This is a genomic window from Citrobacter sp. Awk 4 (assembly GCF_028069725.1).
GTDB lineage: Bacteria > Pseudomonadota > Gammaproteobacteria > Enterobacterales > Enterobacteriaceae > Citrobacter_D.
The window spans coordinates 1-24,321 of sequence record NZ_JANEWG010000031.1 but is presented as its reverse complement, the minus strand read 5'-3'; the positions used below and the strand labels follow the sequence as shown (position 1 = coordinate 24,321).

Sequence of the window (24,321 nt, the reverse complement as noted above, 5' to 3'; positions counted from 1 at the left end):
TTACCATTCTCAAAAACCAAAAGGGGCATATAAGGGGCAAACTTCCATTACAGGGCTAGTTTGTTATTCAACATTGCAACCTGATCGCCGTTCATTTCTTCAATCCATGTACTGTAGACTTCGTACACCATTTGCGCGTTTTCATGCCCCATCTGATTAGCTATAAATGATGGGTTTGCTCCAGCCGATAACAGCCAGCAGGCAAAAGTATGCCGCGTATGGTACGGATTACGGCGACGAATACCAGCACGTTTTACAGCTGCGTTCCATCTGGCACCGATGCTACTCATAGAGTAGTAAGGTTTTTGCTCTCCTTTCCGCATCCGGGGCATAAACACGAAGTGTACGCGTTGATTTTCCGTCTTACCGTACTCCCTATGCTGGAACACTATTTTTGTCTTTGGTTGCAGGGCAGTCATTTCGCTCTGAGCTTTGAGCGCATCCAGTGCAGGCTCCAGTAGTTTTATCGTTCTGATCCCGGCATCTGTCTTTGGTGGTCCAAAAGTCCCGATGATAGTCAGGTTGCGACATACTCTGACGGTTCCAGTTTCCAGATCTACATCTTCCCATGCCAGAGCAGCCAGCTCGCCGTGACGCAGACCGGTATAAACAGCGAAACGCCACATATTTTGACTTTGCCCGGTTTCACTTGCCATCAGCTGGTCAAATTCTTGTTTAGATAGAGGATCCGGTTTTGCCCTGGATTTCTGCAGTTTTTTAACCCCCTCAAAAGGTTTATGCCGGATGAAACCAGACTGATAAGCGAAGCGCAAAACGGTGCACAGTAGAGAAATATAGTTATCAACGGTTCTGACCGTTCTGCCGATTTTATTTCCTCGCCTGGCGTTCCGATATAATGTCTCTCCGCTAAGGAGCTCATTGCGGTAGTTGAGAATATCACTGTGCCTGATCGTAATGATTGGGGTTTCTTCGCCAACAATATGCCGCAATGTGTCCAGCTGCGAACGGGTTTTACGCATGGTGTTTGCAGCCAACTCCGTTTCTTTTATGTTTAGCCAGAGAGTGCTCAACTCACCCATCGTTCGGATGTTTACTGTTGTCTCCACCGTGGAGATTTTTTTTGATGCCGGGAAACGGAACCGGTAATCAAATTCATCCATGGCGATCTCACTCAGGATAAGCGAACGAAGATTTCCTGCTTTCTTTATGTTAGATGCCGTGACTACCCAGCCTTTGAGAATTTCGCGGCATCGTTTACCCCGGTACATAAACCAGATGCAGAGGCTGCTGCCTCTGATCTCGACTCCCGTTGGTAAAGCAGCCATAACTATGAATCCTGAATAAATTTGTTGATCTTTGGGTAGTTATACCAGGTCGTTCCACGTCTACTGTCGACATTTCCTTTCGGGGATACGCGCTTGAAATGAACGCCTTCAATCCAGCAGTTTTGCCGGTAATTCTCAATTTGTCGCTTATCAAGCCCGGTTTTATACTCGAGTTTTCTCTCTACGACCCATTCTTCATTGAATACTACGTCTGCCATGCTTACCTCGCATGCAACAGGTCGAGTATAAACAGACCTGTTGCTTAGCATTGATATTTTGATATCAACTCACCTGACCCGGCAGCGCGCGCAACCTGCGCATACCAGTCATTGCCGTGGCTACGTAACTCGCCTTACGGTTAACCACTTCAACCCAGACCTTCACGCCTTCAACTCTCACCGTGTACGTCTCCTTCATCTTGCTGCGCCCATAATCACCGTAGCGTTGCTGGTGGGCGGCAAGCGCGATGTCGCATGCCTGACGGGCTAAAGGGGATTGCTTGCTGCCTCGATTAATCAGTTGCATATCGTCTCCTTGCCGGGAGGGGCAACCCTCCCGGTTTCGTTAGGCCACATATTCCAGTTTCATATCCGCCAGGGTGATGCTGAACTGATCGTGCAACTCGTCGCCAAGGTGGCGCTTCGCCGATGCCAGAACACGCTCGACTTCCCCGAACCGGTCAACCGCATCAGGCTCATCCGAAGATGGTAGTGAATTGATCGCCGCTTCGACCTTGTTGCGAGCATCTACCAGGTAATAACGCTTCACCGCTTTGTTTTTCAGTTCGGTGAACAGGGCGGAACCTAGCGTTGCTTTGACGGTTTCGATGTCGGCACGAAGAGCTTTGGCGCTATCGACATCCTGAGCGGCCTCGATGCGATCGCGGAATTCATCTGCAAGTGCATCGATGTTCTGTGCCGATTCCTGAGCACTATGCGTTGTTGTTACGTTGTCACTTGAGATCTCCGCAAGGCTTACGTGCTGGGCTGGAGCCGGGTTTACCTCCCGTTCCACACGGCGATCGTCCAGTTCATCTGGGGTATAAACACCAAGAATTACATCCGGGCAGAACAGTCTCGCCCAGCGTTTCACTGCGAGATAAGCGAGTTGTTGGCGCGGATCGTCAGCCCAAAGGGTTGAATTGCGGGTCCGGGCCTGAGCCAGCAATAAATCCAGTTCCCTTGGCTGGTCTTCACCTTTAAGAGTCGCGCGGATTACGATGCCAATACCCGTTTCGTCTGCAAGATTCCAGCCGGGTACACGGTATTCACCTTTATCACCCTTACGAATCTGGAATTTACCTACCACTTTTTCCCAAGGCCCGTACCACTCATATTCAAACCGGTTAGCAAGCACACCACTGCGTGAAATCACGGCATTAACAAGCTGCGCTTCATACCCGAGTACACCGTTAATCAGGTGGGTTTTCTGCGCAACGGCAAAGGGATTCATCTGCCACTGGGCAGCTTGCATCGCTACTGCCATGCAGTCAGCCTGATTGCCCTGCAGGTGTTTAGGAACTGTGGCGGCCCCTTGAGCCATAATCTGCGCGAATGAACTGATAGCATTCAGGTATTGGGAATCGAACAGGGCCACGTTGGAGTTAACAACGGTGTTCTGATCAGCAACGGTTACGTTAGTGTTTTGCATCAATCCCCCTTATGCCTGAGTACGCAGCGCTTCAAGGCGGCGCAGGTCGAAGTCGTTCAGTTCATCGGTGTAATCGGTGGTGATTGGCGCTGGCCATTCGCCAGTGTCGAAGCCGGTAGCGATAGCGCGCATGGATTTGCGGTACTCGAGCATGCCCAGTTCCAGCAGTTCTGCGGATGCCTCGATGATGGCGATCCAGTGGTAATTCTCGTCTTTGTTGACGAAAATCCAGAAGAACTGATCCAACGCTGCGGTCTCGCAATACATGGCCGCGCTTAGGTGGTAATCGCGTTCAATGATTTCCCGGTGCAGCTTGGCTCGTAGACCTTCCTGCTTGATGTTCCACATGCTGATGGTCTTCAGGTCGGCACCGATGCGAACGCCGTCCAGGTCAATTTCAAGGTCGGGACGCACACGCACTTCCAGCCCTGTCTCTTCGTCAAAGCCGAAATAGCTGACCTCAACGGCACGGCTCTGATGCTGGAGTAACATTCCGGCAGTTGGGTGCGCCAGTAACGCAGACTGAATGGCAAGTGCAGTCGCCAGCTGTTGGCGAGTTACCAGGATTTTGTTGTCCGGGTTTTCGCGCCAGGCATCCAGTAGTTCGTCGGCGAATACGGCATCGGGCTTAACCGCTTTAACCGCCTGGATCATGTCAGCTTTGGTTCCTGATACTTTCAGCGGAACCGGCTTCTGAGCTTCCTGTGCCACCAGGTCTGGGTTAATCAGCGACAATTGGTTGAGCAACGCATCACGGCTACCGCTGGTTTTCACTGGCGTTGGCAGAGTGGCGTTGTACTCTTTGATGCTGGCTTTCATCGCCGTTGCGGTCTGTTTTTGGTCCGCTTCGATGCGTTGGTACTCTTCTGGCAGCGACATGTAGCTCTGACCAGTTTCCTCGACTGAAGCGCCCAGGGAAATCTGTGCTGGCAGGGTGGCGTTGTATTCTTCCAGCAATGCTTTGATGTCGTCGGCGCTCAGCTGTACTTGCAGGCCTGCGTTGTACTCATCGATAAACGCGCGGATTGTTGCCGCTGTGGTGAAAGCACCTTCCGGGATCACCGGTTCAACGCTGAACTCGTCATCAAGCTGTTCTGGTTGCAACGCCAGCGCATGTACCAGGTTACCCATGTCCAGTACCGGAGAACGATCTTTGGTGATCGTTTTGGTGACGTGTCGTGCGTTGAAATACATCAAACTGACGCGGGCATCTTTTACCTGCGTGCTGCTGATCCCGTTCGCTGCGTGATAAACCTCGTTCGGCAGACCTTCATAGCGGCCTGGCTCGAAGTAGGCGGGGTACACAACAGCTGGTTCGTCAGATTGCGCTTCTGGCTCGGTTTGATTCACTTTTTGGGTATTTTGACGCGCAGATTCATCATTCTGATGTGCGTTTTCTGGTTTTTGTTTCACATCGGTTTTCTGGCCGGTATGTGGATCTTCACCAGATTCCAGACTGCTTTCGCCTGACTGCATTTCAGTACCAGCCTGTTCTTCATCACTGACAGTTTCTTCCATCTGCACATCGCTGGTGGTTTCCTCATCAAGTGATGAACGGTCATCTATTTGTGTTTGTTGATTACCCATCAGACCATCAATAGAGAACACGCCGGAGCCGAGGCTCGTGACCTGAGGTTGTGAATTTACTTCCTCAGCGCGACGGCGTGCTCCTTCTTCACGCACGCGCTGCAGGTTCTCTTCGTGAGTGCAGAAGGATTTACGCGAAGGTTCCATGCTTTCAGGGGCAGAGGTAATTTCCGGTGCTGCAGGTGCTGCTTCAGACAATGGCAACAACTCAACCGCAGCGTTGAACTCAGCTGTCATGGTCTGGTTAATAAATTCCAGGTGGGCAACAGGTGTCAGGTGAATATTCTCAGGCGCGATACGTACCAGGTTAAAAATGGCCGTGCGGTTAACGCCCAGAACGCCAGGCTGATTGCGCAGGATGCTGCTCCATGATTTCCACGGTTCTTCTTTTTTGGTCACGATTTCTTTAGCGCGACGAAGAATACTGCCGGGGATTTCGAAGTGGTTGAAGTCCATCGGGAGCAGGGCGCAGGCAATCTCTAAATCGAGAGTATCCAGCGTGTGGTGAGCACTTTCGCCACGGTCAGTGACATATCCACCATCGGCGTTGATACCGGAATCAGTGCGCTGCACATTACTGATGCGGTTACCGGCGGACCATTCGCGCGCCAGAATGCCACGGTCGATGTATTCAGTTTTGAACCACACAGTCAGGAACTGGATAACTGTTGCCAGCTCCGATTTTTTGCCGTCGACAGGGAATACTTTCTTAACGGAATTCACGACTTTATTAATGTCATGCTCATTTGCTTTTTTGAATGCTTCTACATTCTCAGCTGCCAGCAGCAGGTTCTGGACGTACGAATCATCGGTGTCCATCTCAAGACGAACAATTTCGTTTTTCTGGTCGGCATCAACGTGATAAAGATATTCGCCATCACCAATGAACTGAGCTAATACGCGCTGACGGAATGGCAGGGTGGCGACGACGATCAGGTTTGGTTGCTCTGTCTGCTGAGATTGCTCTTCGGTACCGACTTCACCATCAACGACGCCATCTTCGGCCTGGCCGTTCTCGTCAAACTGGGTACCGTCATCAACGGTAAGATCTTGACCCGTTGTAACGTCAGCACCGCTGGTGGTTTCAGATTTAAGCAGCTGCAACTTACCGCTGCGCCAGTCTTCTACCAGTTGATTGCGGTCACCGGCATCCGCGTTCACCCACTCAGACATGAATGCAGTGATTACCCGGAGCTCGTGCTCCACATCCTGTACAAAGATGTCTTTAATCGCCTGAACCATTTTCCACTCGGCATTCAGGCTGAGTTCGCCAACTTCAGGAACATCATTTTTAGCCTGCAGCAGTTTCTGGAGATAGATATTGCCTTCGTCCAGCGACATTTCGCTGGCAGCCAGTTGCTGCTCTTTAGTGACGTGAGTCTGGTATTTATCGCTCATCAGATGGAAGGCAAAACGGACGGCTGGAGTGCGGTTTTCAACCGGGACAATTTCGAACGCAGTCGCGTCTTCAACGATTGCTGCCGGAGTAGTGGTGGTGGGGGATTCGACGGCGCCAGTAGATTCACCAGCAGCTTTCGGCAACCAGGTGCGCCCGTCGTCCTGCAGTGTGTAACGATCACACCAAGTGAAATCAATTTCACCTTCTTCCGGAAGATCGTCAACAACCGGGAAATCAGTGCGAATCGGTTTGGCATAGTCCTTGCCACGGCCCGTTTCGATGCCAGCATCTTCTAGCGCAACATCCAGCATCAGGTTGGCGCGAGCCTCGGTTTTGGCAGTGAACCAGACCACTGCATCTTCTTTGCCGGATTTCTGCGTAGCTTTAACTACATAGAAAAATTCCATGTGAGATCCTCTTTTTTGGATGTAAGATCCCCGGGCCAGAGATAGCGCCCATTGGGTGAACTTTGGTTTTTGTGTAGTTTTCCGGTGGAACTTTGGTCGGTGTCACCGGACGTACGGGCCGCCTTGCGCGGCTTTTACGTTAGCTTTCGTGGGCCATCTGGTCGTACGAAGCACAACGTTCAGAGCAGTATTCTTTTTCTTTGCGCGCCAGCTGTGAGCCGTTGCGATAGAGAAGGGTACTTTTGACTATTTCCTCCGGTTTAACCGGTTTGCCGCAGTACCCGCATTTCGTTGAGTCACACATCTGGATTCCCCTTTTGCGCCAGCAGGTAGCAAATACGGCGAAGAATCACCTCCATGAAGTTCAGTTTTACGGCCTGCTGCCGTCCTGGTTTGCGTGCGTAATCAATCATTCTCACCCTCTTTTGCCTTATCGCCGGCCAGCGGAACATTTGAACTTGATGCGCTTAGTGTTTCGTGATGAGGTGAATTTAGCGTGTTGCTAAATTATTAGCAATAGCAAAGTGCTAAATAATCGACACGAGGAATTTAGCACTTTGATTAATAAGCGCTTAAATTTCGTATTGGACAGGATGCGAGGTAAAAAAAGCCCGCGTTGTGCGGGCTCACTATTTAGTGCGGTGTTAAGGAATGTTCAAAATTTTCGCATCAACCACAACACCTATGATTCTGCAGTTCCCATTAACCTCTAACATGGGATATTGAGGATTTAGAGGCTTCAAAAATCTACGGCCTGCATCAATGACGAGCTTTTTAAACGTAGCTTCGTTTTCGCCATTAAGCTTAGCAACTACCAATTTGCCATTGATAGGTTCGACTTCGGGATCAACAAGAATTGCTGCTCCCTCTGGGATGCTTAGTCCCGCCGGCGAGGTCATGGAGTCGCCTTTAACGTCAAGCCAAAATGAGTCTTCAGAACAAGCAATGGTGGTATCGTACCAGCGATCAATAGCTCTGCGGTGATAAGGTTCTACAGCTTCCATCCATTGTCCCGCGCTTACCCAACTTATTACAGGATAGCTTCCTTTTGTCTCATTAATTCCACGGTATTTGACGTTACCGTCGCTTTCAGGGACGTGTAGCACATCCATCCAACCAAACGGTAGATTTAGAGCAGTTTCAATTTTTCGAGCCAATTTATCGCCAATGTTGCGATTTGGATTTACCCCAAGTAACTGACTAAGAGCGGCAGGGCTGGTTTCAATGAGCTCAGCAAATTGCGCTTTGGTCATTCCGCTATCTGTATGCCGTTGTTCGTACAGCGCCTCAAGATTGGCTTTTCTAATCTCTTTATTTTCCATCCCTTCATTTTCACTGCTTATAGCAAAATGATAAATGTGCAAATTGCTAAATCTTTCTTGCGTGTTATTTAGCATAACGCTAAACTCCGATCCAACATACCCACAGGAGACACCGATGAGTAATGAGCTTCTTCGCTGGCGCAAAGGCGCCACCTCTGACGAATGGTCCCAGCTAGCAAAGCTGGCTAAAACAACCGTTGGCTACCTTGACCAGATTGCTTACGGGAATCGCCGAGCTTCCCCGGAAAAAGCATCTGCGATCGAAACTGCTACCCATAGTTTTCATCGTCAGGCACCGGTTTTGAAAGAGAGCTTGGTATTTGCGGCACCGCGCAACTCAACTGCCTAACATCGAAAGGGAAAGCATCATGCAATCACTTACGTTTTACCAGGATACAGGATCGCCGCAGCAGGCGGTGATAAATCGCGCTCAAACGCGTCAGGGGCCACGTCATGAAGATATTCGAGATGCAGTTCGTTCGTGGGCAGGTGCCGATGGTCAGGATGTAGTTACGGCTCTGATCATCGAAGAGTACCAGGCGCAGGGTGGTGGTGACATCACTTTTCCTGATGATCTCTGCCGAAAGCGCCAGAAGCTTTTCCGCTTCCTGGATAACCATTTCAACAGCGAGCGGTATCGCGAGAACGTTCGCCAGCTGACTCCGGCAATTCTTGCAGTCCTGCCGATTGAGTACCGCAACCGCCTGCTGCCAGAAGACAACATCATGGCTCGCCTGGCACGTATGGAGAAAGAAACCAGCGAAGCGAAAATAGCCGTCGCGATGGATGCGCCACGTCATCAGAAGCTGAAAGAACTGAGTGAGGGGATCGTGGAGATGTACCGCGTTGACCCTGGCTTAACCGGTCCGTTGATGGAGATGGTGCAGCTGATGTTGGGGGTTGTATGACGGGTTCAAAAATGGCGAAAGCCGCGGTGCGGGAACACCAACGGCCTTCAGGTGCAAAAACTGTGCGTAATTGCGGAGAACAGTATGTCAAATACCGCTGAAATATTCAAATTCCCCACGCAACAGGGGAAACAGGAGAGCAGCATGGCTGAACTGGAGAAAGGCTATTTGCGCCTAGCCAACCAGATTCAGGATGCCCTGTGTATCGTCGAGCTATCCGGGCGTGAGTTCCGAGTGCTGAATGCTATCGTTCGCCTGACCTATGGCTGGTCTAAGGCTTCGGATCGCATCGCCAATAGCCTCATTGCAGACAAAACGACGTTGAAGGTTAAACACGTATCTGAAGCCGTGCTGAGCCTCGCCTACCGGAACATCATCATCCTGCGCCGAATTGGGCAAACCAGATACATTGGGATTAATACCAGCCTGGATAAATGGGCGTATACCAAGCCAAATTGCACGAAGTGTCCAGCAGCTTTCCCGCCTGCTGAAGTTGTTACATGGGTTATTACCATCCCTGAATTCAGAGATAGCAGTTTTACCCCTTCAACCATCCCTGAAAACGGGGATAACCATCCCCAAAAACAGGGAGAGGTATCCCTGAAAACAGGGAACACCAAAGACATTCTTCCAAATACAAATATAAATACAGATCTAACCCCCTCTAATCCCCCAGGGGGGAAGGTGAAGTTTGATCCGCTGACAATTCCTGTTCCTGAATGGCTTGACTCTGTGTCCTGGAGTGAGTGGGTTGCCTATCGCCAGCAGTCTGGAAAAGCCATAAAAACCGAGCTGACGGTCAACAAAGCATTCAAGTTGCTGAAGGCATGCCTGGACGACGGTCACGATCCGGTTGACGTGATCAACACCAGTATCGCCAACGGGTACCAGGGACTGTTCAAACCGAAGTTCGCTCTCAATGACCGCAAAGCGGGCAGGGATGTGAACCGCATTTCTGAGCCAGATAAAACCATCCCAACCGGATTCAGGGGGTAGCGATGAAAAACATTGTTAGTTCTGGTAGTGCGCTCGAGCGCCTGAAGAAACTCATTCCGCCTGGCGTTCAACCGAAGTTCACCAGCGCAGCAGAGTTACTGGCGTGGCAGCGCGAAGAAGGTCTCAAGCGTTGTGAAGAACTGGACAGGCTGAACCAGAAAGCCCGGACAGATAAAATTTTTGGTCGCTCTGGTATCCAGAGTCTGCATCGCAGCTGCACGTTCGCGAATTACCAGGTATCCGGGGAAGGGCAGCGCAAAGCCTTCACGATGGCAAAGAGTTACGCACAGAATTTCGGCGCCGGGTTCGCGAGCTTCGTGTTTAGTGGTACTCCTGGTACCGGGAAAAACCATCTGGCTGCGGCAATTGGAAATCATCTGCTGTCTGGCGGGCATAGCGTGCTGGTGGTGACTATCCCTGACCTGATGCTACGAGTTCGCGAGTGCTACGACGGCGGCCAGTCAGAGGCTGCACTTCTGGATGACCTGTGTAAAGTCGATCTGCTTGTGCTGGATGAAGTCGGTATTCAGCGCGGAAGCAGTGGCGAGAAAGTCATTCTCAATCAGGTTATTGACCGTCGTCTGTCGTCAATGCGTCCGGTAGGCGTTCTGACGAATCTGAACCATGACGAACTTCTCGGTGCTCTGGGCGCGCGCGTTATCGATCGCCTCCAGATGGATGGCGGAATGTGGGTGAACTTTGACTGGGGAAGCTACCGCAAGAATGTTAGCCATCTCCAGATCGTTAAATAACCTCGAGGGAAAAACACTATGGCAAGCAAATCACTGTGGGCAATTGTCGATTTCCTTCGGGTTAACCAGACCGTAACGCCGCGTCAGGTTCAGAACCTGTTGGGATGCGACTGCAAGAAAGCACACAACTTGCTGCTTCACCTGACACGCAGAGCGGTAGTAATCCGCACTGGCGAGCCGCATCGACCGGTCTACACGCTTCAGCCCGGCGGGGAACTGAATATTAAGCATCTCAAATCGAACATGAGAAAAAACATAGTTACTTCAGTGTGCCGCACAAGTCCGGCGATGAAGCGAGTTCTGGCGTTTTACGGGAGGGCATCAGCATGACCGACACAACGACGATTCTCGATATGTGCTGCGGCTCTCGCATGTTCTGGTTCAACAAGCAGGACACCCGCGCCGTGTTCGCTGATATTCGCTCTGAAGAACACGACCTGTGCGACGGTCGCCGCCTGGTTATCAGTCCCGACCTGATTGCCGACTTTCGTTCGCTGCCGTTCGCTGATTCGTCTTTTCCGGTTGTGGTGTTTGACCCTCCGCACCTGGAGCGTGTGGGCCAGTCTGCCTGGATGGGTAAAAAATACGGGCGACTAAACAAAAAAACGTGGCGATCTGATTTGCGAACAGGATTCAAAAAGGCTTTCCGTGTACTGCGGCCACACGGCGTTCTCATATTCAAATGGAACGAGACGCAAATCCCCGTTAGCCAGATTCTGGCTCTTACAGATGTGAAACCTGCAATAGGCCAACGCACTGGGAAAAACGACAAAACCCACTGGATTATCTTTGTGAAGGACTAACCCATGACCACATTAACCAAAGACCACAACAAACACCCAGCACACGCTCCGCTGACATCCCGTCGCTTGCACCAGATACGCGAAACACTCAGCAAAGCCGCAGCACAACGTGGCGGCGGAGACATTGGCTATGCGATGTCTGACGCGGTGAAGCTGATCGATGAGGCTATTGCAGCGTTTGGCGCTGAGCCTGTGGCATACGCTGACCCGCAAGCATTCATAAACTTTCAGGCTGGAGAGGCCTGGAGGGAGTGGATGTGGCGAAATCCTGGTGAGGACCTAATTCCGCTTTACGCCGTCACGCCGTCGCCTGTGGTGGTGCCGAATGAGTTCGAACGCAGGCGTGAAGCCATCAAGCAAGAAATGGCGCCAGGTGCGCGCACCACCACGCACCGGTTTAAGGTGTAACTCAATCAGCCCCACTAATACAGGGCTTAGTTTTTCTGGGTATAGCGGCTCTATTGAGGGAGCCGTTAATTTTTCAGATGATACATTCTTCGTGTTGATCAAAATTTATTTATAGAGGGTTGCTTCGCCGTAGACCTGCCCAGCATCATTACTCTCAGTAGTAATCGTATATGCTGATGCACCGCTGTTCATTGCTTCCGATTTAAGGGTGCTTTCAACTTCTTCAACACTGTTTCCCTTTGCAGTGAGGGTGCCGCTCATGTGACTGGCAGAGTTCCCATTGGTAAGAGAATCAACAGCAAAGGTCGTTATCGGAAGGGCTATCAGGATCACAGCTATTGAAAAGTGAAGTAAATTTTTCATCATTACATCCTCCTAGCTTATGAGTGATTAAACATAATCACCTCATAAATTTTAGGTGAATTGACACAGAAAAATGTCAAGATTAGATGGGATAATTCTCCTTTACTACCCACACGCCGAGTCAGTACGTGATTTTCTTCGTGAATATTGCGGCGAAGATGCTTTCGAATTTGTGGAAGTAGATAGCGTTATGAACCGTATTGTAGATATCGGCATGCGCATGGTGCAGCGCATGAACTCTACCGCGCTCAGGGTTTCCCGGAGTGGTACATTATCGACCAGGACTATCGGGGCAAGAGGTACGCGAAGGACAAGCAGGTTGCGCGCTGCGGCAATGCAATCCCGCCGCCGTTTGCTGAGGCGCTGGTGAGAGCTAACTTGCCGGAGTTGTGTGACAGAAGAGAGCAGGCAGCATAACTCTAGATGATAACTAAGCCCGCGTAAGTGGGCTTTCATCAATGATTTTTTTGCCTTTGCAACTGCTTCAAAAGAAACCCTCTTGTCGTGGGGGCGCGAATATTACAGCAATAAAAGGAAAATGGCATAACCAATACACTATGATTTTGTGCAAAAAGTGCTATTTCTGCAAGATTAGCATATCCGTTGTTACCATTTATTATGCGGGTATCGTCTATCTACATCACTCAACTAAAGGTTGATAATCGGCGAACGTGCATGCATCGTGAATAGCCGTCATTCAAAACGTCGCCGAACGTGACGACTTCTTTAACGCTCGACGATTGCTGAAATATTACCGATGGTATTAAATAGACTTCAATAGCCTTGAATAGTCTTCAGTGGCTATGATTTCTTTGGATGTACTTTACATCCTTTAAGTTGATGAAGCACTGCCAGACGTGCATGAGGGGAAAATCATGGGTCACGCATTAAAAAAGGCAGATCGCTTGTACATTCCGCCTCGTGACAAATCCACGGTGGCGAAACCTCGTGCAGCGATCAGCGAAACATGTTCACATACTGATCAGGTAAAAAATGCCTTTGAGTTTGGTTTTGCTCGATACGAAAAGGCGATGGAAGATCTTTCTAAAGTCTGAGTGATTACGGATGACAGAGCACGTTGAAGGGATTAACTATCTTTCGCTTGAGGATATTGTTTACATCAATAAAGCTCTGATCGAAACTCAGACTCCAAATGAACCTATAGCAGTTCTTAATCAGAACAATCTTAGTTCATCTCAATCTAGGCCAAGCACAATCAGATATTACGAGCAGACAGACGACATGTTTCGCCTGTCTGCTGTCCTGATAGAGAGCCTCATTCAGAACCATCCCTTTGCGAATGCCAACAAACGTACAGCTATAATGGCTGGGTACGTTTTTCTGCTGCTTAATGGGTATGAACTCACGGCACCTGGAGATGAGGTAGTTATTATTGCTGAGGGGATGGCGCGCAAGGATTATTCGGTAGATGACTTGGAAAATTGGCTCTGCCATTGGTCACGCGAGTACGATTCACGATCGTTATGCGCTACAAGATCGAGTCCGGTTCAGGCACTCATAGCGACATCGCAGTACATACGAATTATTTCAAATGAATAGCCCGCTTCGGCGGGTTTTTTCTTGCATTGATTTTCGATTATCAACTGTACATAATGTCAGTGTCAGCCTGAACAACTGACAACTTGATGCGCCACGGGGGAACCATGGCGCACGAATTACAACTCATCAAGCAGTCCTCAGGAATACTGATCCCCGCTACACCGGAGAGCAGTGATACTCTGCAATCAAAAATCAAACTCGGCGCCGTGCTGGTGGCCGAAATTCGTCAGGTGAGGAATCCTGCATTCCACCGGCGCTTCTTCGCGCTTCTCAATCTAGGTTTCGAGTACTGGGAACCAACCGGCGGAGCGATCTCAAGTAACGAGCGCAAGCTGATCACCGGCTACGCCAAATACCTCGCATCTTACGCTGGAAACGAGAGCGTGCTCATTGATGTCGCTGAGCAATATCTTGAGCAAGTAGCCAACCGCCGAGTCACGAATGGCATCAGTCTTTGCAAATCGTTTGATGCTTATCGATCTTGGGTGATCATCGAGGCAGGGCACTATGTCGCCATTCAACTGCCTGACGGTACACTCAAAAAACATCCTCGTAGCATTTCTTTCGCCAATATGGACGAAGTCGAGTTCCAGCAGCTGTACAAAGCCGCGCTCGATGTTCTTTGGCGTTGGATTTTGTCTCGTTCATTCCGCAGCCGCGACGAAGCTGAAAACGTTGCCGCACAACTGCTTGGCTTTGCGGGGTGATAAGGATGAAGTATACCTGGTTCTATCATACCAATTGCAGCACTGAACAGGCCGACGAACTGATAAAGCGTTATAAAGCGCGGGGAGTGCGTGCTGAGCGCAGCCTTAACCAGGATTTCTTGACCTGGACCGTCAGTGCGTTCCTGCCAACTTCAAATGCACCAGCGCGCCCGGATAGTCGCTGGCGTAATCGGATGTGGGGGTAAGAGTGAATACATATCAAATCACATTACCCTGGCCGCCGAGTAATAACCGCTATTACCGGCACAACCGAGGGCGCACGCATATCAGCGCGGACGGCGTCGCCTACCGGAACTCTGTGGCCATGATCATTCGCAAAAGTCAGCTGAATATCCACACGGCCGCACCGCTCAAACTCCGAATTGAATGCCACATGCCAGATCGCCGGCGCCGCGATCTGGATAACCTGCAGAAAGCTGCATTTGACGCTTTAACCAAGGCTGGTTTTTGGCTTGATGACTGCCAGGTTGTCGATTACCGCGTTGTGAAAATGCCTGTCGTAAAAGGCGGCCTTCTCGAACTAACCATTACAGAACTGGAGGCCTCATGAGTCCAGAGTTGATCGAAACATTCCGCATACGTTGGCATCGTCTCCGCGCTTACAGACGCCCGGGATCTGTGTTGGTCGACTACCGCATTCTGAAAAACATCATCCGCATTTACCAGACAGCAGGAGCAGTATAGTGAACACTCAATACCTGGAATTTGTACGCCAGCAACTGATTGTTGCCACTGCCGATCTGAGCGGAGCGACGAAAGGGCAACTGGTAGCTTTCGCTGAGAATGCAATGTTCACCTCCACGCCGCGAAGCCGGTCCCGCGTTAAGGTGGTCAACCCGGTGAACGGGCGACTTATGAATCCGACGAATCCACCAATTCCCGGGCATCAGTCTAGGGGGAAGGGTTCACATATCCCCCTAGTCAATCCGGTTGAGTTCTCCACTTCGTCATGGCGCCGGGCGGTACTGTCGCTTGATGAGCATCAGAAAGCTTGGTTGCTATGGAGCTACAGCGAGAACATCCGCTTTGAATATCAGGTAACCATCACTCACTGGGCATGGGGTGAGTTCAAGGCACAGATTGGCGCACGAAAGATGGCTGGTAAGACAATAGAGCGCCTGAAGAAGCTAATCTGGCTGGCGGCGCAAGATACCAAAGCTGAGCTGGCTGGGCGTGACGTGTATCAGTATCAAGATTTGGCGGTACTGGTTGGCGTTACAGCAAAGAACTGGTCTGAGACATTCACCGAGCGCTGGCTAGAGATGAAGCACATATATGAGTGTCTGGATAGTGGGTCTTTGTTGCAGGTTACGCGATCACGTTCACAACAGAAGGCGACCAGTTTAGATAGAAGTCTTGCAAAACTGGATTGAAAAGCCTATATTTCATGTAAATCAGATATGATGCCGTATTTGTATGAACCCGCCTATGAGCGGGTTCTTGCTTTTTTATCGCTGGCAGTAGTTGTTTCCAACTTTGATTGTATGATCTTCGATCTCAGGGCCAAAAACCACTGCGCTGGCTTTATAGCTTGGGAAGTACAGAATGTACTGAGGACCTGCGAACCCTTTGATCCTCGAGTAGGCCTCGACTTTTGCAAACTCGCCAAACCAGCTGTAACTAGTGTCATTAGCCATAATGCAGTCGCCTTGTTCATATTTCCCGTCCTCATCAGAGGCAAAGCAACCAGCAGAGGACAAAATCAAGGCTGCTGTAATAATAACCTTTTTCATGTGGATTCCATTTCATTAACAATGACACTGAATTTTAAGTTGTTTTGACATTGATGACCACATAACCATCTGTTCGTACAACGCAGAAAGAGCAACGGACTTCTAATCCGTTTGTGACTGACTGACCTTCTCGATGACGATTAGCAATCCGTTTCATCCATCATTAAGTATTTCTAATGCTGGAGATGACACGGATAAGCTTCACTTCGTTTATCCGAGTGTGGGGGCGACAAATGAGAGAAGGCTATTGTGCCTCGCAGCCTGTGCGAGGTTTTTTATATCCTCGCAAAGAGTTCTTGCTGCCCTGGGCAACCAGAGTTATCTGTATGTCACGAAACTTGTTAAAGGTGAAAAGGCATGCAAAATCAGCAGTATATGACCGAAGAAGCAAAGGCGGTTTATAACGAACTAAGCACCACGCCAGCGACCGCTGGTGAAATTGCAGAAAAAACACATCTGAGCCCATCCCGCTGCCAGTTCATACTGACGCAGATGGTGATGGCGGGGGTATCCCACTACCAGTTCGGATGTTACAAGCGCCTCCAGTGATGGGGGCTTTTTTTATTGTGGAAATGGGCGGCTGGTGGGTGTTGTAGCACCCGACCAGCCATTTGCTCATGTAGAAGGTCACAAGCGAACCAAGGCCCACCGCTTTAGCGCTAAAGCACAGTGAGCCTATCAGAGACACGCTTACTGATCTATGAAAAATACTGTAAAAATAAACAGTGTTGAATTAATCAACGCTGACAGCCTCAAGTACATTGCTTCCCTTCCTGATGATTGCATAGACCTGATTGTTACCGATCCACCTTATTTCAAGGTAAAGCCAAACGGCTGGGACAACCAGTGGAAGGGGGACGAGGATTATCTTCTTTGGCTGGATATGTGTCTGGCGCAGTTCTGGCGCGTTCTCAAGCCCACTGGTAGCCTTTACCTGTTTTCAGGGCATCGCCTGGCGTCCGACATTGAGATCATGATGCGTGAGCGCTTCAACATACTGAACCACATCATATGGGCGAAGCCATCAGGCAGGTGGAATGGATGCAATAAAGAAAGCCTGCGCGCCTATTTTCCGGCTACTGAAAGAATACTCTTCGCGGAACACTATCAAGGGCCGTACAAACCAAAAGACTGCGGTTATGAAGAGAAAACCAAAGAACTCAAACAACATGTTCTGAATCCGCTGATTTCCTACTTCCGTGATGCCCGTGAAGCGCTAGGCGTTACGTCGAAAGAGATCGCTGAGGCTACGGGTAAAAAGAATATGGCTTCTCATTGGTTTGGCACCAGCCAGTGGCAGATGCCTAACGAAGCGGATTACGACAAACTGCAACAGCTGTTTAAACGGATCGCTAAAGAGAAGTTTCAACGCAACGAGCTTAATGCTGACCATCACCTGCTGGTGGAAGAATGGCAGTGTTTGAATCGTAAGTATTCAGAGTTGCTGGAGGAGTACAAATCCCTCCGCCGACATTTCTCAGTTTCTGTTTCTGTACCTTACACCGATGTCTGGACACACAAGCCTGTTCAGTTCTACCCCGGAAAGCACCCCTGCGAAAAACCTGCGGACATGCTGCGGCAAATCATCAATGCCAGCAGCCGGCCGGGACAGGTCGTTGCCGATTTCTTTATGGGATCAGGTTCGACGATAAAAGAAGCTATGGATTTAGGGCGGTGCGCCATTGGGGTTGAACTTGAACCTGACCGGTTTAACCAGACAGTGAATGAGGTAAGAGAGCGGGCGGAAAACTAAAAGGCCATCACTCCCTAACGGTGTGGTGGCCAACCAACATCAGGCCACGGGAAAACTCCACGACGTTCTTTATAACTCAGCCCGTGCGCCTGATTCTCCCCACCACACAACACCCGCCGTTTAGCGAGGTGAGAGATCATGAAAATGAATGATTCAGGGAACATCTTCACGCAATTCTTTGCGTGGGTCGCAGCTCTGGCGTCTGCTATTGGATTCACGACACAGGATCTGGTCTTCATGTTCTTTGGTGCTGCAGGTCTGCTTATCTCACTCGCGTCCTATATCAATGGACGAGTGGATGCGCACAGGAAGCGCCGGGAAGATGAGAAGCGCACAGAGATGGTTAATGACTACCTGAAAGGCGTTAATGACAAACCACTTCATGAGCGGCCAGCGGCTGCAAGAGTCGTTGTTGAAGCGTTACAAAAGGAAGGTGAATGATGGGAAACAGAACAAAGCTGAGCGCTGCCGTTCTGGGGCTTATTCTCGCCGGCGCTCCTGCATCTGTCATTCTCGACCAGTTTTTGAATGAGAAAGAGGGTAACAGCCTGAAGGCGTATCGCGACGGCGGCGGGCTCTGGACCATTTGTCGTGGTGCCACGATGGTTGATGGTAAGCCGGTAGTGCAGGGCATGAAGCTGACGCAGGCGAAATGCGATCAGGTAAACGCCATTGAACGCGATAAGGCGCTGGCCTGGGTAGACCGCAACATCAACGTGCCGCTGACCGAACCGCAGAAGGCAGGTATAGCTTCATTCTGCCCGTACAATATTGGCCCGGGTAAGTGCTTTTCATCGACGTTCTATAAGCGCATCAATGCAGGCGACCGTAAAGGCGCATGTGAGGCGATACGCTGGTGGATTAAAGACGGTGGCCGCGACTGCCGGCTGACCAAAGGCAAGAAGAACGGATGTTATGGCCAGGTGGAACGACGCGATCAGGAAAGCGCGTTGACGTGCTGGGGGATAGACCAATGAGCCGACTTACAGTAATCATCTGCGCAGCCGTTATCTGTCTGCTGGTTTCCATGTCCTGGGCTATTAACCACTACCGTGGAAACGCAATTACCTTCAAAGACCAGCGCGATAAGGCCACTGAAAAACTGAGTTTGGCAAAAGCCGCCATCAGAGATATGCAGGTCCGGCAGCGCGATGTTGCTGCATTAGATGCCAAATACATAGGAGAACTGGCTGATGCGAAAAAGCAGCTTTATGATCTGCAGCGTTGTGTTAGCACTGGCAAGTGCGGGCTGCACGTCAACGCAAAATGCCCCGAGAACGGAACGACCGAGTCCGGCGGCATGGGCTATGCTTCCAGTCCCAGACTTACTGACGCCGCTGAACGGGATTATTTCACCCTCAGAGAGCGAATCGTCACAGTAACGAAGCAGGTTGGCTATTTGCAGGAATACATCAATACACAGTGCCAGTGACTATTTAAAATATTTGTCCAATGGGCAGTGGTATCTATACTTCCTGAAAAAAAAGATCCAGTAGAAAAAACCAAGGATAGCGCCTAGTCCGGCGAATTTAAGGAAAAGAATTTTACGGAAATCAATCAAGTCTACAAATGAATATGAACCCTTCCATATATCAATAATGCCACCGTTTATCACCAAATCTGAGAACAGGGCAAGCACCGGCAGGGCAATAGCATATGCCGCCATAAGATATAAAAGTACCGCAACCCTGACTTTGGTATTGTAGTGCATCACATTTCTCTTTGTAATTTATTATAAAAGATAACATACGGATAGCTATTCAACGAGTAGTGTCGATAATGCCGTCATCTGAGTAAATCATATGAACCCAGTGGTCATAATTCTGGCGACACTTCTCTTCGAATGCACCGCTGCGTCTTATCATCACGTGGTACAGGTCAGAGAGTCGCTGAATCTTCAGTACTTTTGGTTCTCATTTTTGACAGGGTATATATGTTAAATGTGTATGTCGACATGATGTCACCCTGAACTTCAATACTTATGCTTTCTTTGCGGTAATTTCTTGGGAAAGTACTCAATTCCTCCAGACATTTTACATACGGACTGATATCTCTGGCATTTCTTTCAAGGTATTTAACCTTACCAATTAGAGGCCTGGCGCGCTCGTCCCTTTGCTGGATAATATGAAGGAAATGAGTGGTAGGAGAGACAATCGTCCTGGATATGTCAGACAAAATGTCATTTTGTACCTTTTCAAGTAGTAAATCTCTTGGATAGTGATGTTTTAATTCTATTGTTGCGATGCTGTGATTGTCTTCAAAGCTCGATAATGGTGATTCATACAGTGATAAATCTACAGCACCGATCCTAAGCTTTGGATACTCACTTATAGCAATCACGGGGCTTATCTGATTAATAATTACCACCAATTCGTCACGAATCTGAGTTTCATGCTTACGGTTATAGAAGTAAGTATTTAGTTCGTTAAGCTTTTGAAGCATGCGCTCATGATTTATTGCTTCCATCAGTAAATCTCGAATCATTCTAGTCCTTCATCAATTCAATGTTTTATAAGGATTATACATGGCAAAACCGGACTGGGGCGAGCTTCAGAAGCGGTTTCTGTCCGATCATGCCACTATCGGCATCTCCCCCAAAGAGTGGTGTGAAGCACAGGGACTGAACTACGCCACCGCCCGCCGATACATCAAAAAGCCCGCTGCGCAATTCGTGCAAAAAAATGCGCAGAAGAAAATGCGCAGTGCGCAAACCGAAAAATGCGCAGAGGAGTTGGTGGATAGCAAACTGAGCCCGAAGATAAAACGCTTTGTTGCTGAATATCTCAAGGACCAAAACGCCACGGCAGCCGCTGCACGTGCTGGTTATAGTGACCCAAACTACGGTCGTCAGCTAATAGCGAATCCTAACGTTGCGCAGGCAATTGCGCAGCAGCAGAAAGCCTCCATTGCGCGCACGCTTGCTGATGCCGATGAGGTGTTGACCCAGATGTGGCAACTCGCCACCTTCGACGCTAACCATCTATCACAATACCGCCGCGGCGCCTGTCGATACTGCTGGGGCTTCGGTCATCACTACCAGTGGCGTGACGCAGTTGAGTTTGATGAAGAGACGGCGAAGGTTGAAGGACGAGAGGGAGCAAGACAACCCGAAGACACTGGCGGTTATGGTTACGATCACAACAAAGAGCCAAACCCTGAATGCCCGCGTTGCAACGGCGACGGCATTGGCCAGCCTTACTTCCCTGATACGCGCAAACTTCCGGCGATATCCCGACTCGCCTACTCCGGTGTGAAGGTTGGAAAGAATGGCGTCGAGATAACCGCCATCAGCCGTGAGCGCATGTTTGAAGCGGTGATGAAGCGGCTTGGCCTGGCTGATAGTGAGTTCGCGCAGCGGCTGCAGCAGATCGAAATCGACCGCCGGTTGTTGGAGATCGAAAAACTCCGCAAAGAGCTGGCCGGTGATGGTGACGACGATGAACCAACCCCAGTGCAAATCAATATCAACGTAGTGGATGCGAGGGCAGATGATGGGGATCAGCCCGACACTTAATATTCCGCAGGCGCGCTTCCTCGCAATGCATCACAAGTTCAAAGCCTACGTGGCCGGGTTCGGTTCTGGTAAGACGTGGGTTGGCTGCGGCGGTATCTGCAAGGGAATGTGGGAGTACCCGAAGATTAACCAGGGCTACTTTGCGCCGACGTACCCGCAGATCCGCGACATCTTCTATCCCACCGTTGAGGAAGTGGCCCATGACTGGGGCCTGACCGTCAAAATCAACGAGGGAAACAAGGAGGTCCATTTCTACGAAGGGCGGCGCTATCGCGGAACAACGATCTGCCGATCGATGGAGAAACCCGGTTCGATTGTCGGCTTCAAAATCGGTAATGCGATGGTCGACGAACTGGACGTAATGCCGGCGGCAAAAGCGCAGCAGGCGTGGCGAAAAATCATCGCTCGTATGCGTTACAACGTTCCGGGTCTGCGAAACGGTATTGACGTCACAACGACACCTGAAGGCTTCAAGTTCGTCTAACCCCGAGAAGCAGTCGTGGCCAATCACACTCACCGGTAAAAAAGCAGACATGCTTGCTGCTCTGAAGTTCTGCCGTTCCCACATCTCAAAGTCCTTCATCTGGACATCACCTATTGGCGAGGTGGGACTTTACCGGATTGAGGCTGACTCAGTGAAATCGCAACCCCTTTCCAGCAAGGTTATGACCATTTCCGCTACCTTCAAACAGGCATACGCCCCATGATCACAGAAGATTATCAGCGCCTCGAACCCGGTAATAAAATCCGCCTCATTGAGGTTGATGGCTCCACATTTGGTGTCGATGACGTCCTGCGCTTCCATGCCTACAACTTACCTCATACAACTGATGAGATTGCTGCAGCTGGCGGCGATGAATCGAAACTTGCAGCGAAAAGTATCTGGTGGCAGGGAGAGGAATATGCTGCCTGGCCTTATCAGTTCGAGGGGATTGAAGCATCAACCGATGGTAGCAGCGCGCAGCCGACCCTGACCGTGGCAAACATCGACAGCTCGATCACTGCGCTTTGCCTCGCTTACGACGATATGCTTCAGGCGAAGATCACTATTCACGATACTTTTGCTCATTATCTTGATGCCAGAAACTTTCCTGAGGGAAATGCTACTGCTGACCCACTGCAGGTAAGAAAACGGGTGTTCTACATCGATGGGAAGAATAACGAACTGGCGGGGGAAAGCGTCGAGTTCATTCTCACCAGCCCTATGGATCTTCAGGGGTTGATGATTCCAACCCGGCAACTCCACTCATTATGCACCTGGTGTATTCGCAACAATTATCGCTCTGGTGATGGCTGTGATTATACCGGTACCAGTTACTTCGATCTGAACAACAACCCGGTAGACGATCCGTCGCTCGATGCCTGCAATGGCACTTTGACCGCATGCAGGTTGCGGTTTGGTGAGAATGAAGAATTACCTTTCGGTGGTTTCCCAGGCACTTCCCTTATCAGGAGTTAATCATGCGCCAAAAAACGATTAACGCCATCATGGCGCATGCCGCGAAGGAGTATCCGCGCGAATGCTGTGGCGTGGTGGCTCAAAAAAGCCGGGTGGAGCGCTATTTTCCCTGCCGCAATCTTTCAATTGACCCAACAGAGCAGTTTCATCTTTCGCCCGAAGATTACGCGGCGGCTGAAGACTGGGGAACGGTTACCGGCATTGTACACAGCCATCCGGATGCAACCACGCAGCCGAGTGAACTCGATAAAGCTCAGTGTGACGTTACGCACCTGCCCTGGCATATCATGAGCTGGCCGGAGGGTGATCTGCGCACCATTCAGCCACGCGATGAGTTGCCGCTGGTGGGGCGTCCTTTCGTGCTGGGTGTGTACGATTGCTGGGGACTGGTGATGAGCTATTTCCGGCAGGAGCACGGTATAGAGTTGAACGATTATCGCGTCGACTATCCCTGGTGGGAGGACACCTATCCAGGCAACTTCTATCAGGACTGCTGGTATGAATGCGGGTTTCGAGAGTTTGCAGGAGCAACACAGCCCGGCGATATGGTGATTATGCAGGTCCAGGCCAACAAGTGGAACCACGCCGGTATTCTCTTAGAAGGCAACATGCTCCTGCATCATTTGTACGGCCATTTGAGCCAGCGCGTGCCGTATGGTGGGTACTGGATGGAACGGACAATGAAGATTGTCAGGTACAAAGATTTTATCGGTGCGGGGTGATCATGACTGAACCATTACGGACTGTGCGCCTGTATGGTGTGCTCGGCGCTACGTTTGGCCGAGAGTTCAGACTCTTTGTGGCATCACCCAAAGAGGCCATCCGCGCGCTTTGCGTGATCGTGCCAGGCTTCGAACGCTTCCTGAATACAAGCAAGCAGCGCGGCCTTACATATGCCGTTTTCAGCGGAAAGCGCAACCTGATTTCTGATGAGCTTGATATGGATAAAGGCTGTGAAGATATACGTATTGCACCTGTCGTAATCGGCAGTAAGAAAGCAGGTGTATTCCAGACCATACTCGGCGCGGTGCTGGTAGTCGTCGGCGTTGCAATTGGCTATTTTTCTGGCGGTACACTTTCAGCTGTTGGTTATGGTGCGGCTAAATTTGGTGCTGCAATGATGATCGGCGGCGTTGTGCAAATGATGTCGCCGCAGACGGCAGGCCTTGCCAGTAAACAATCAGCAGACAATCAGGCCAGCTACGCCTTTGGTGGTGTCACTAACACCACAGCCCAGGGCAATCCGGTCCCACTTCTTTATGGTAAACGGCGCATCGGTGGCGCTATCGTCTCCGCCGGTATCTATGTTGAAGATCAGCAGTAAGCATGCTGTAATGGGCTTACTTAATATGGGGTAACTTGAGCTTAGATTTAAAAATGAAAAAAATATCTACTCTTTTCCTTTGTACTTCCTTATTTTCAAGCATGGCTTTGGCTGAGAGCCATTACATGCCTCTCCTCTATAATTTATCTACTATGTTTGATTTCAATCCAGTTAAGGGGGCTGTTAAATCCTTAGATACTGATGTTGAAGAGAATGGGAAAGTCACTTATAAAATCGCCATCAGACTGGATAAGAATGGTTGTGTTGAAAGCTTAGATCTTGATAACATTTCTTCTGGACATGAAACCGTTCTAAAAAATAGCAATGGAAGTCTTATTGGCCAGATAGATGGTAAGCCTTTCTCAATAC

36 protein-coding genes and 3 pseudogenes are annotated in these 24,321 nt (G+C 50.0%); 26 read left to right on the top strand and 13 right to left on the bottom strand.

All coding sequences use genetic code 11. The annotated features are described in order from the left end of the window. Positions 1-47: 47 nt before the first annotated feature. The 8 genes and pseudogenes from NNO04_RS14245 to NNO04_RS14210 all read right to left on the bottom strand — a co-directional run bounded on the left by NNO04_RS14245 (position 48) and on the right by NNO04_RS14210 (position 7,726). Entirely contained in the window at positions 48-1,286 is a 1,239-nt protein-coding gene (locus tag NNO04_RS14245; RefSeq protein WP_271445216.1) for a tyrosine-type recombinase/integrase, read from the bottom strand. 2 nt (positions 1,287-1,288) lie between these two features. Next, positions 1,289-1,504: an excisionase family protein gene (gene xisR / locus NNO04_RS14240; protein WP_271445215.1), complete on the bottom strand. Its 216-nt coding sequence runs from the start codon at positions 1,502-1,504 to the stop codon at positions 1,289-1,291. 64 nt (positions 1,505-1,568) lie between these two features. Next, positions 1,569-1,811 carry a DUF4060 family protein gene (locus tag NNO04_RS14235; RefSeq protein WP_271445214.1) on the bottom strand — a complete coding sequence of 81 codons (243 nt, stop codon included), beginning with the start codon at positions 1,809-1,811 and terminating at the stop codon, positions 1,569-1,571. Positions 1,812-1,850: 39 nt separating this feature from the next. Further along, positions 1,851-2,936: a RecT family recombinase gene (locus NNO04_RS14230; RefSeq protein ID WP_271445213.1), complete on the bottom strand. Its 1,086-nt coding sequence runs from the start codon at positions 2,934-2,936 to the stop codon at positions 1,851-1,853. A gap of 9 nt (positions 2,937-2,945) precedes the next feature. After that, the gene (locus NNO04_RS14225; protein WP_271445212.1) at positions 2,946-6,329 is read right to left on the bottom strand and encodes a RecE family exodeoxyribonuclease; all 3,384 of its coding nucleotides are present in this window, start codon (positions 6,327-6,329) and stop codon (positions 2,946-2,948) included. A gap of 139 nt (positions 6,330-6,468) precedes the next feature. Then, entirely contained in the window at positions 6,469-6,633 is a 165-nt protein-coding gene (locus tag NNO04_RS14220) for a YdaE family protein (RefSeq protein WP_271445211.1), read from the bottom strand. Beyond that, positions 6,626-6,778: pseudogene (locus tag NNO04_RS14215) on the bottom strand (hypothetical protein); the annotation flags it as partial. The gene NNO04_RS14220 and the pseudogene NNO04_RS14215, both read right to left, overlap by 8 nt. A gap of 195 nt (positions 6,779-6,973) precedes the next feature. Continuing rightward, positions 6,974-7,726 (bottom strand): LexA family transcriptional regulator, encoded by a 753-nt coding sequence (locus tag NNO04_RS14210; protein WP_271445210.1) that lies wholly within the window; start codon positions 7,724-7,726, stop codon positions 6,974-6,976. A 40-nt stretch (positions 7,727-7,766) separates the two neighbouring features. Here NNO04_RS14210 and NNO04_RS14205 point away from each other — a divergent pair, with 40 nt between their 5' ends. From NNO04_RS14205 to NNO04_RS14190, 4 genes are all read left to right on the top strand, one after another. Next, positions 7,767-8,000, top strand: a complete 234-nt coding sequence (locus tag NNO04_RS14205; RefSeq protein ID WP_271445209.1) for a transcriptional regulator — start codon at positions 7,767-7,769, stop codon at positions 7,998-8,000. 19 nt (positions 8,001-8,019) lie between these two features. Beyond that, positions 8,020-8,559 (top strand): toxin YdaT domain-containing protein, encoded by a 540-nt coding sequence (locus tag NNO04_RS14200; RefSeq protein ID WP_271445208.1) that lies wholly within the window; start codon positions 8,020-8,022, stop codon positions 8,557-8,559. Positions 8,560-8,643: 84 nt separating this feature from the next. Continuing rightward, positions 8,644-9,555: a replication protein gene (locus tag NNO04_RS14195; RefSeq protein ID WP_271445207.1), complete on the top strand. Its 912-nt coding sequence runs from the start codon at positions 8,644-8,646 to the stop codon at positions 9,553-9,555. Between the two features lie 2 nt (positions 9,556-9,557). Further along, positions 9,558-10,307, top strand: a complete 750-nt coding sequence (locus NNO04_RS14190; RefSeq protein ID WP_271445206.1) for an ATP-binding protein — start codon at positions 9,558-9,560, stop codon at positions 10,305-10,307. A gap of 30 nt (positions 10,308-10,337) precedes the next feature. Here NNO04_RS14190 and NNO04_RS14185 read toward each other — a convergent pair whose 3' ends face one another. Beyond that, a complete protein-coding gene (locus NNO04_RS14185; RefSeq protein WP_271445205.1) occupies positions 10,338-10,538 on the bottom strand; it encodes a hypothetical protein in 201 nt (66 codons plus the stop codon). A gap of 95 nt (positions 10,539-10,633) precedes the next feature. Between NNO04_RS14185 and NNO04_RS14180 the strand changes: the two genes are divergently transcribed. Together NNO04_RS14180 and NNO04_RS14175 are read left to right on the top strand one after the other, a co-directional pair. Then, positions 10,634-11,110 carry a class I SAM-dependent methyltransferase gene (locus NNO04_RS14180; RefSeq protein WP_271445204.1) on the top strand — a complete coding sequence of 159 codons (477 nt, stop codon included), beginning with the start codon at positions 10,634-10,636 and terminating at the stop codon, positions 11,108-11,110. Positions 11,111-11,113: 3 nt separating this feature from the next. Further along, positions 11,114-11,518, top strand: a complete 405-nt coding sequence (locus tag NNO04_RS14175; protein WP_271445203.1) for a hypothetical protein — start codon at positions 11,114-11,116, stop codon at positions 11,516-11,518. A 105-nt stretch (positions 11,519-11,623) separates the two neighbouring features. Here the strand turns inward: NNO04_RS14175 and NNO04_RS14170 are convergent, their stop codons facing one another. Beyond that, on the bottom strand, positions 11,624-11,884 hold the full coding sequence (locus NNO04_RS14170) for a YdgH/BhsA/McbA-like domain containing protein (RefSeq protein ID WP_271445202.1): 261 nt from the start codon (positions 11,882-11,884) through the stop codon (positions 11,624-11,626). A gap of 112 nt (positions 11,885-11,996) precedes the next feature. Here NNO04_RS14170 and NNO04_RS14165 point away from each other — a divergent pair. The 8 genes and pseudogenes from NNO04_RS14165 to NNO04_RS14130 form a co-directional block, all read left to right on the top strand. Then, positions 11,997-12,298, top strand: a pseudogene (locus NNO04_RS14165) (DNA cytosine methyltransferase); the annotation flags it as partial. Between the two features lie 458 nt (positions 12,299-12,756). Then, complete coding sequence (locus tag NNO04_RS14160) at positions 12,757-12,936, top strand: hypothetical protein (RefSeq protein ID WP_181626152.1); 180 nt, start codon at positions 12,757-12,759, stop codon at positions 12,934-12,936. Between the two features lie 10 nt (positions 12,937-12,946). Further along, positions 12,947-13,441: a type II toxin-antitoxin system death-on-curing family toxin gene (locus NNO04_RS14155; RefSeq protein ID WP_271445201.1), complete on the top strand. Its 495-nt coding sequence runs from the start codon at positions 12,947-12,949 to the stop codon at positions 13,439-13,441. 104 nt (positions 13,442-13,545) lie between these two features. After that, positions 13,546-14,148 (top strand): DUF1367 family protein, encoded by a 603-nt coding sequence (locus NNO04_RS14150; protein WP_271445200.1) that lies wholly within the window; start codon positions 13,546-13,548, stop codon positions 14,146-14,148. Beyond that, on the top strand, positions 14,148-14,354 hold the full coding sequence (locus NNO04_RS14145) for a hypothetical protein (protein ID WP_271445248.1): 207 nt from the start codon (positions 14,148-14,150) through the stop codon (positions 14,352-14,354). Before NNO04_RS14150 ends, NNO04_RS14145 begins: the two co-directional genes overlap by 1 nt. Positions 14,355-14,356: 2 nt before the next feature. After that, positions 14,357-14,719: a crossover junction endodeoxyribonuclease RusA gene (gene rusA, locus NNO04_RS14140; protein ID WP_271445199.1), complete on the top strand. Its 363-nt coding sequence runs from the start codon at positions 14,357-14,359 to the stop codon at positions 14,717-14,719. Then, on the top strand, positions 14,716-14,853 hold the full coding sequence (locus NNO04_RS14135; protein ID WP_271445198.1) for a YlcG family protein: 138 nt from the start codon (positions 14,716-14,718) through the stop codon (positions 14,851-14,853). The genes rusA and NNO04_RS14135 overlap by 4 nt, the downstream gene beginning before the upstream one ends. Further along, a complete protein-coding gene (locus NNO04_RS14130) occupies positions 14,853-15,542 on the top strand; it encodes a bacteriophage antitermination protein Q (RefSeq protein WP_271445197.1) in 690 nt (229 codons plus the stop codon). The genes NNO04_RS14135 and NNO04_RS14130 overlap by 1 nt, the downstream gene beginning before the upstream one ends. 75 nt (positions 15,543-15,617) lie before the next feature. Here the strand turns inward: NNO04_RS14130 and NNO04_RS14125 are convergent, their stop codons facing one another. Next, positions 15,618-15,902, bottom strand: coding sequence for a hypothetical protein (locus NNO04_RS14125; RefSeq protein ID WP_271445196.1), 285 nt, complete (start codon positions 15,900-15,902; stop codon positions 15,618-15,620). Between the two features lie 357 nt (positions 15,903-16,259). Between NNO04_RS14125 and NNO04_RS14120 the strand changes: the two genes are divergently transcribed. The 5 genes from NNO04_RS14120 to NNO04_RS14100 all read left to right on the top strand — a co-directional run bounded on the left by NNO04_RS14120 (position 16,260) and on the right by NNO04_RS14100 (position 19,087). Then, positions 16,260-16,451 carry a TrmB family transcriptional regulator gene (locus NNO04_RS14120; RefSeq protein ID WP_271445195.1) on the top strand — a complete coding sequence of 64 codons (192 nt, stop codon included), beginning with the start codon at positions 16,260-16,262 and terminating at the stop codon, positions 16,449-16,451. 151 nt (positions 16,452-16,602) lie between these two features. Further along, positions 16,603-17,655, top strand: coding sequence for a DNA-methyltransferase (locus NNO04_RS14115; protein WP_271445194.1), 1,053 nt, complete (start codon positions 16,603-16,605; stop codon positions 17,653-17,655). Between the two features lie 138 nt (positions 17,656-17,793). Beyond that, positions 17,794-18,096 carry a hypothetical protein gene (locus NNO04_RS14110; RefSeq protein ID WP_103947525.1) on the top strand — a complete coding sequence of 101 codons (303 nt, stop codon included), beginning with the start codon at positions 17,794-17,796 and terminating at the stop codon, positions 18,094-18,096. Continuing rightward, entirely contained in the window at positions 18,093-18,632 is a 540-nt protein-coding gene (locus NNO04_RS14105; RefSeq protein WP_271445193.1) for a lysozyme, read from the top strand. The genes NNO04_RS14110 and NNO04_RS14105 overlap by 4 nt, the downstream gene beginning before the upstream one ends. After that, positions 18,629-19,087, top strand: a complete 459-nt coding sequence (locus NNO04_RS14100; RefSeq protein ID WP_271445192.1) for a lysis protein — start codon at positions 18,629-18,631, stop codon at positions 19,085-19,087. The genes NNO04_RS14105 and NNO04_RS14100 overlap by 4 nt, the downstream gene beginning before the upstream one ends. Here NNO04_RS14100 and NNO04_RS14095 read toward each other — a convergent pair whose 3' ends face one another. Both NNO04_RS14095 and NNO04_RS14090 read right to left on the bottom strand, forming a co-directional pair. Next, entirely contained in the window at positions 19,088-19,366 is a 279-nt protein-coding gene (locus NNO04_RS14095; protein ID WP_271445191.1) for a hypothetical protein, read from the bottom strand. Positions 19,367-19,533: 167 nt separating this feature from the next. Next, positions 19,534-20,139, bottom strand: coding sequence for a hypothetical protein (locus tag NNO04_RS14090; protein WP_271445190.1), 606 nt, complete (start codon positions 20,137-20,139; stop codon positions 19,534-19,536). Positions 20,140-20,179: 40 nt separating this feature from the next. On the opposite strand from NNO04_RS14090, the gene NNO04_RS14085 reads away from it, so the two are divergent. From NNO04_RS14085 to NNO04_RS14055, 7 genes and pseudogenes are all read left to right on the top strand, one after another. Further along, entirely contained in the window at positions 20,180-21,169 is a 990-nt protein-coding gene (locus NNO04_RS14085) for a terminase small subunit (protein WP_271445189.1), read from the top strand. Continuing rightward, positions 21,147-21,650: pseudogene (locus NNO04_RS14080) on the top strand (terminase large subunit domain-containing protein); the annotation flags it as partial. The gene NNO04_RS14085 and the pseudogene NNO04_RS14080, both read left to right, overlap by 23 nt. Then, complete coding sequence (locus NNO04_RS14075) at positions 21,613-21,876, top strand: phage tail protein (protein WP_271445188.1); 264 nt, start codon at positions 21,613-21,615, stop codon at positions 21,874-21,876. The pseudogene NNO04_RS14080 and the gene NNO04_RS14075, both read left to right, overlap by 38 nt. Then, positions 21,873-22,628 (top strand): phage minor tail protein L, encoded by a 756-nt coding sequence (locus NNO04_RS14070; protein WP_271445187.1) that lies wholly within the window; start codon positions 21,873-21,875, stop codon positions 22,626-22,628. Before NNO04_RS14075 ends, NNO04_RS14070 begins: the two co-directional genes overlap by 4 nt. A gap of 2 nt (positions 22,629-22,630) precedes the next feature. Beyond that, entirely contained in the window at positions 22,631-23,350 is a 720-nt protein-coding gene (locus tag NNO04_RS14065) for a C40 family peptidase (RefSeq protein ID WP_271445186.1), read from the top strand. Positions 23,351-23,352: 2 nt separating this feature from the next. Next, positions 23,353-23,952 (top strand): tail assembly protein, encoded by a 600-nt coding sequence (locus NNO04_RS14060; RefSeq protein ID WP_271445185.1) that lies wholly within the window; start codon positions 23,353-23,355, stop codon positions 23,950-23,952. Between the two features lie 35 nt (positions 23,953-23,987). Continuing rightward, the coding region (locus tag NNO04_RS14055) for a YnfC family lipoprotein (RefSeq protein ID WP_271445184.1) at positions 23,988-24,321 on the top strand (334 nt) is incomplete at its 3' end.

What these genes read in the sequence shown, in the direction of transcription:
- NNO04_RS14195 (WP_271445207.1), top strand. Translation starts at nt 8,644, where the DNA reads ATGTCAAATACCGCTGAAATATTCAAATTCCCCACGCAACAGGGGAAA.
- NNO04_RS14190 (WP_271445206.1), top strand. Translation starts at nt 9,558, where the DNA reads ATGAAAAACATTGTTAGTTCTGGTAGTGCGCTCGAGCGCCTGAAGAAA.
- NNO04_RS14225 (WP_271445212.1), bottom strand. Translation starts at nt 6,329, where the DNA reads ATGGAATTTTTCTATGTAGTTAAAGCTACGCAGAAATCCGGCAAAGAA.
- NNO04_RS14115 (WP_271445194.1), top strand. Translation starts at nt 16,603, where the DNA reads ATGAAAAATACTGTAAAAATAAACAGTGTTGAATTAATCAACGCTGAC.
- NNO04_RS14210 (WP_271445210.1), bottom strand. Translation starts at nt 7,726, where the DNA reads ATGCTAAATAACACGCAAGAAAGATTTAGCAATTTGCACATTTATCAT.
- NNO04_RS14170 (WP_271445202.1), bottom strand. Translation starts at nt 11,884, where the DNA reads ATGATGAAAAATTTACTTCACTTTTCAATAGCTGTGATCCTGATAGCC.
- NNO04_RS14110 (WP_103947525.1), top strand. Translation starts at nt 17,794, where the DNA reads ATGAAAATGAATGATTCAGGGAACATCTTCACGCAATTCTTTGCGTGG.
- NNO04_RS14095 (WP_271445191.1), bottom strand. Translation starts at nt 19,366, where the DNA reads ATGCACTACAATACCAAAGTCAGGGTTGCGGTACTTTTATATCTTATG.
- NNO04_RS14180 (WP_271445204.1), top strand. Translation starts at nt 10,634, where the DNA reads ATGACCGACACAACGACGATTCTCGATATGTGCTGCGGCTCTCGCATG.
- NNO04_RS14100 (WP_271445192.1), top strand. Translation starts at nt 18,629, where the DNA reads ATGAGCCGACTTACAGTAATCATCTGCGCAGCCGTTATCTGTCTGCTG.
- NNO04_RS14125 (WP_271445196.1), bottom strand. Translation starts at nt 15,902, where the DNA reads ATGAAAAAGGTTATTATTACAGCAGCCTTGATTTTGTCCTCTGCTGGT.
- NNO04_RS14085 (WP_271445189.1), top strand. Translation starts at nt 20,180, where the DNA reads ATGGCAAAACCGGACTGGGGCGAGCTTCAGAAGCGGTTTCTGTCCGAT.
- NNO04_RS14230 (WP_271445213.1), bottom strand. Translation starts at nt 2,936, where the DNA reads ATGCAAAACACTAACGTAACCGTTGCTGATCAGAACACCGTTGTTAAC.
- NNO04_RS14185 (WP_271445205.1), bottom strand. Translation starts at nt 10,538, where the DNA reads ATGCTTAATATTCAGTTCCCCGCCGGGCTGAAGCGTGTAGACCGGTCG.
- NNO04_RS14205 (WP_271445209.1), top strand. Translation starts at nt 7,767, where the DNA reads ATGAGTAATGAGCTTCTTCGCTGGCGCAAAGGCGCCACCTCTGACGAA.
- NNO04_RS14060 (WP_271445185.1), top strand. Translation starts at nt 23,353, where the DNA reads ATGACTGAACCATTACGGACTGTGCGCCTGTATGGTGTGCTCGGCGCT.
- NNO04_RS14155 (WP_271445201.1), top strand. Translation starts at nt 12,947, where the DNA reads ATGACAGAGCACGTTGAAGGGATTAACTATCTTTCGCTTGAGGATATT.
- NNO04_RS14090 (WP_271445190.1), bottom strand. Translation starts at nt 20,139, where the DNA reads ATGATTCGAGATTTACTGATGGAAGCAATAAATCATGAGCGCATGCTT.
- NNO04_RS14220 (WP_271445211.1), bottom strand. Translation starts at nt 6,633, where the DNA reads ATGTGTGACTCAACGAAATGCGGGTACTGCGGCAAACCGGTTAAACCG.
- xisR (WP_271445215.1), bottom strand. Translation starts at nt 1,504, where the DNA reads ATGGCAGACGTAGTATTCAATGAAGAATGGGTCGTAGAGAGAAAACTC.
- NNO04_RS14135 (WP_271445198.1), top strand. Translation starts at nt 14,716, where the DNA reads ATGAGTCCAGAGTTGATCGAAACATTCCGCATACGTTGGCATCGTCTC.
- NNO04_RS14120 (WP_271445195.1), top strand. Translation starts at nt 16,260, where the DNA reads ATGCAAAATCAGCAGTATATGACCGAAGAAGCAAAGGCGGTTTATAAC.
- NNO04_RS14235 (WP_271445214.1), bottom strand. Translation starts at nt 1,811, where the DNA reads ATGCAACTGATTAATCGAGGCAGCAAGCAATCCCCTTTAGCCCGTCAG.
- NNO04_RS14175 (WP_271445203.1), top strand. Translation starts at nt 11,114, where the DNA reads ATGACCACATTAACCAAAGACCACAACAAACACCCAGCACACGCTCCG.
- NNO04_RS14065 (WP_271445186.1), top strand. Translation starts at nt 22,631, where the DNA reads ATGCGCCAAAAAACGATTAACGCCATCATGGCGCATGCCGCGAAGGAG.
- NNO04_RS14150 (WP_271445200.1), top strand. Translation starts at nt 13,546, where the DNA reads ATGGCGCACGAATTACAACTCATCAAGCAGTCCTCAGGAATACTGATC.
- NNO04_RS14070 (WP_271445187.1), top strand. Translation starts at nt 21,873, where the DNA reads ATGATCACAGAAGATTATCAGCGCCTCGAACCCGGTAATAAAATCCGC.
- NNO04_RS14245 (WP_271445216.1), bottom strand. Translation starts at nt 1,286, where the DNA reads ATGGCTGCTTTACCAACGGGAGTCGAGATCAGAGGCAGCAGCCTCTGC.
- NNO04_RS14200 (WP_271445208.1), top strand. Translation starts at nt 8,020, where the DNA reads ATGCAATCACTTACGTTTTACCAGGATACAGGATCGCCGCAGCAGGCG.
- NNO04_RS14105 (WP_271445193.1), top strand. Translation starts at nt 18,093, where the DNA reads ATGATGGGAAACAGAACAAAGCTGAGCGCTGCCGTTCTGGGGCTTATT.
- NNO04_RS14160 (WP_181626152.1), top strand. Translation starts at nt 12,757, where the DNA reads ATGGGTCACGCATTAAAAAAGGCAGATCGCTTGTACATTCCGCCTCGT.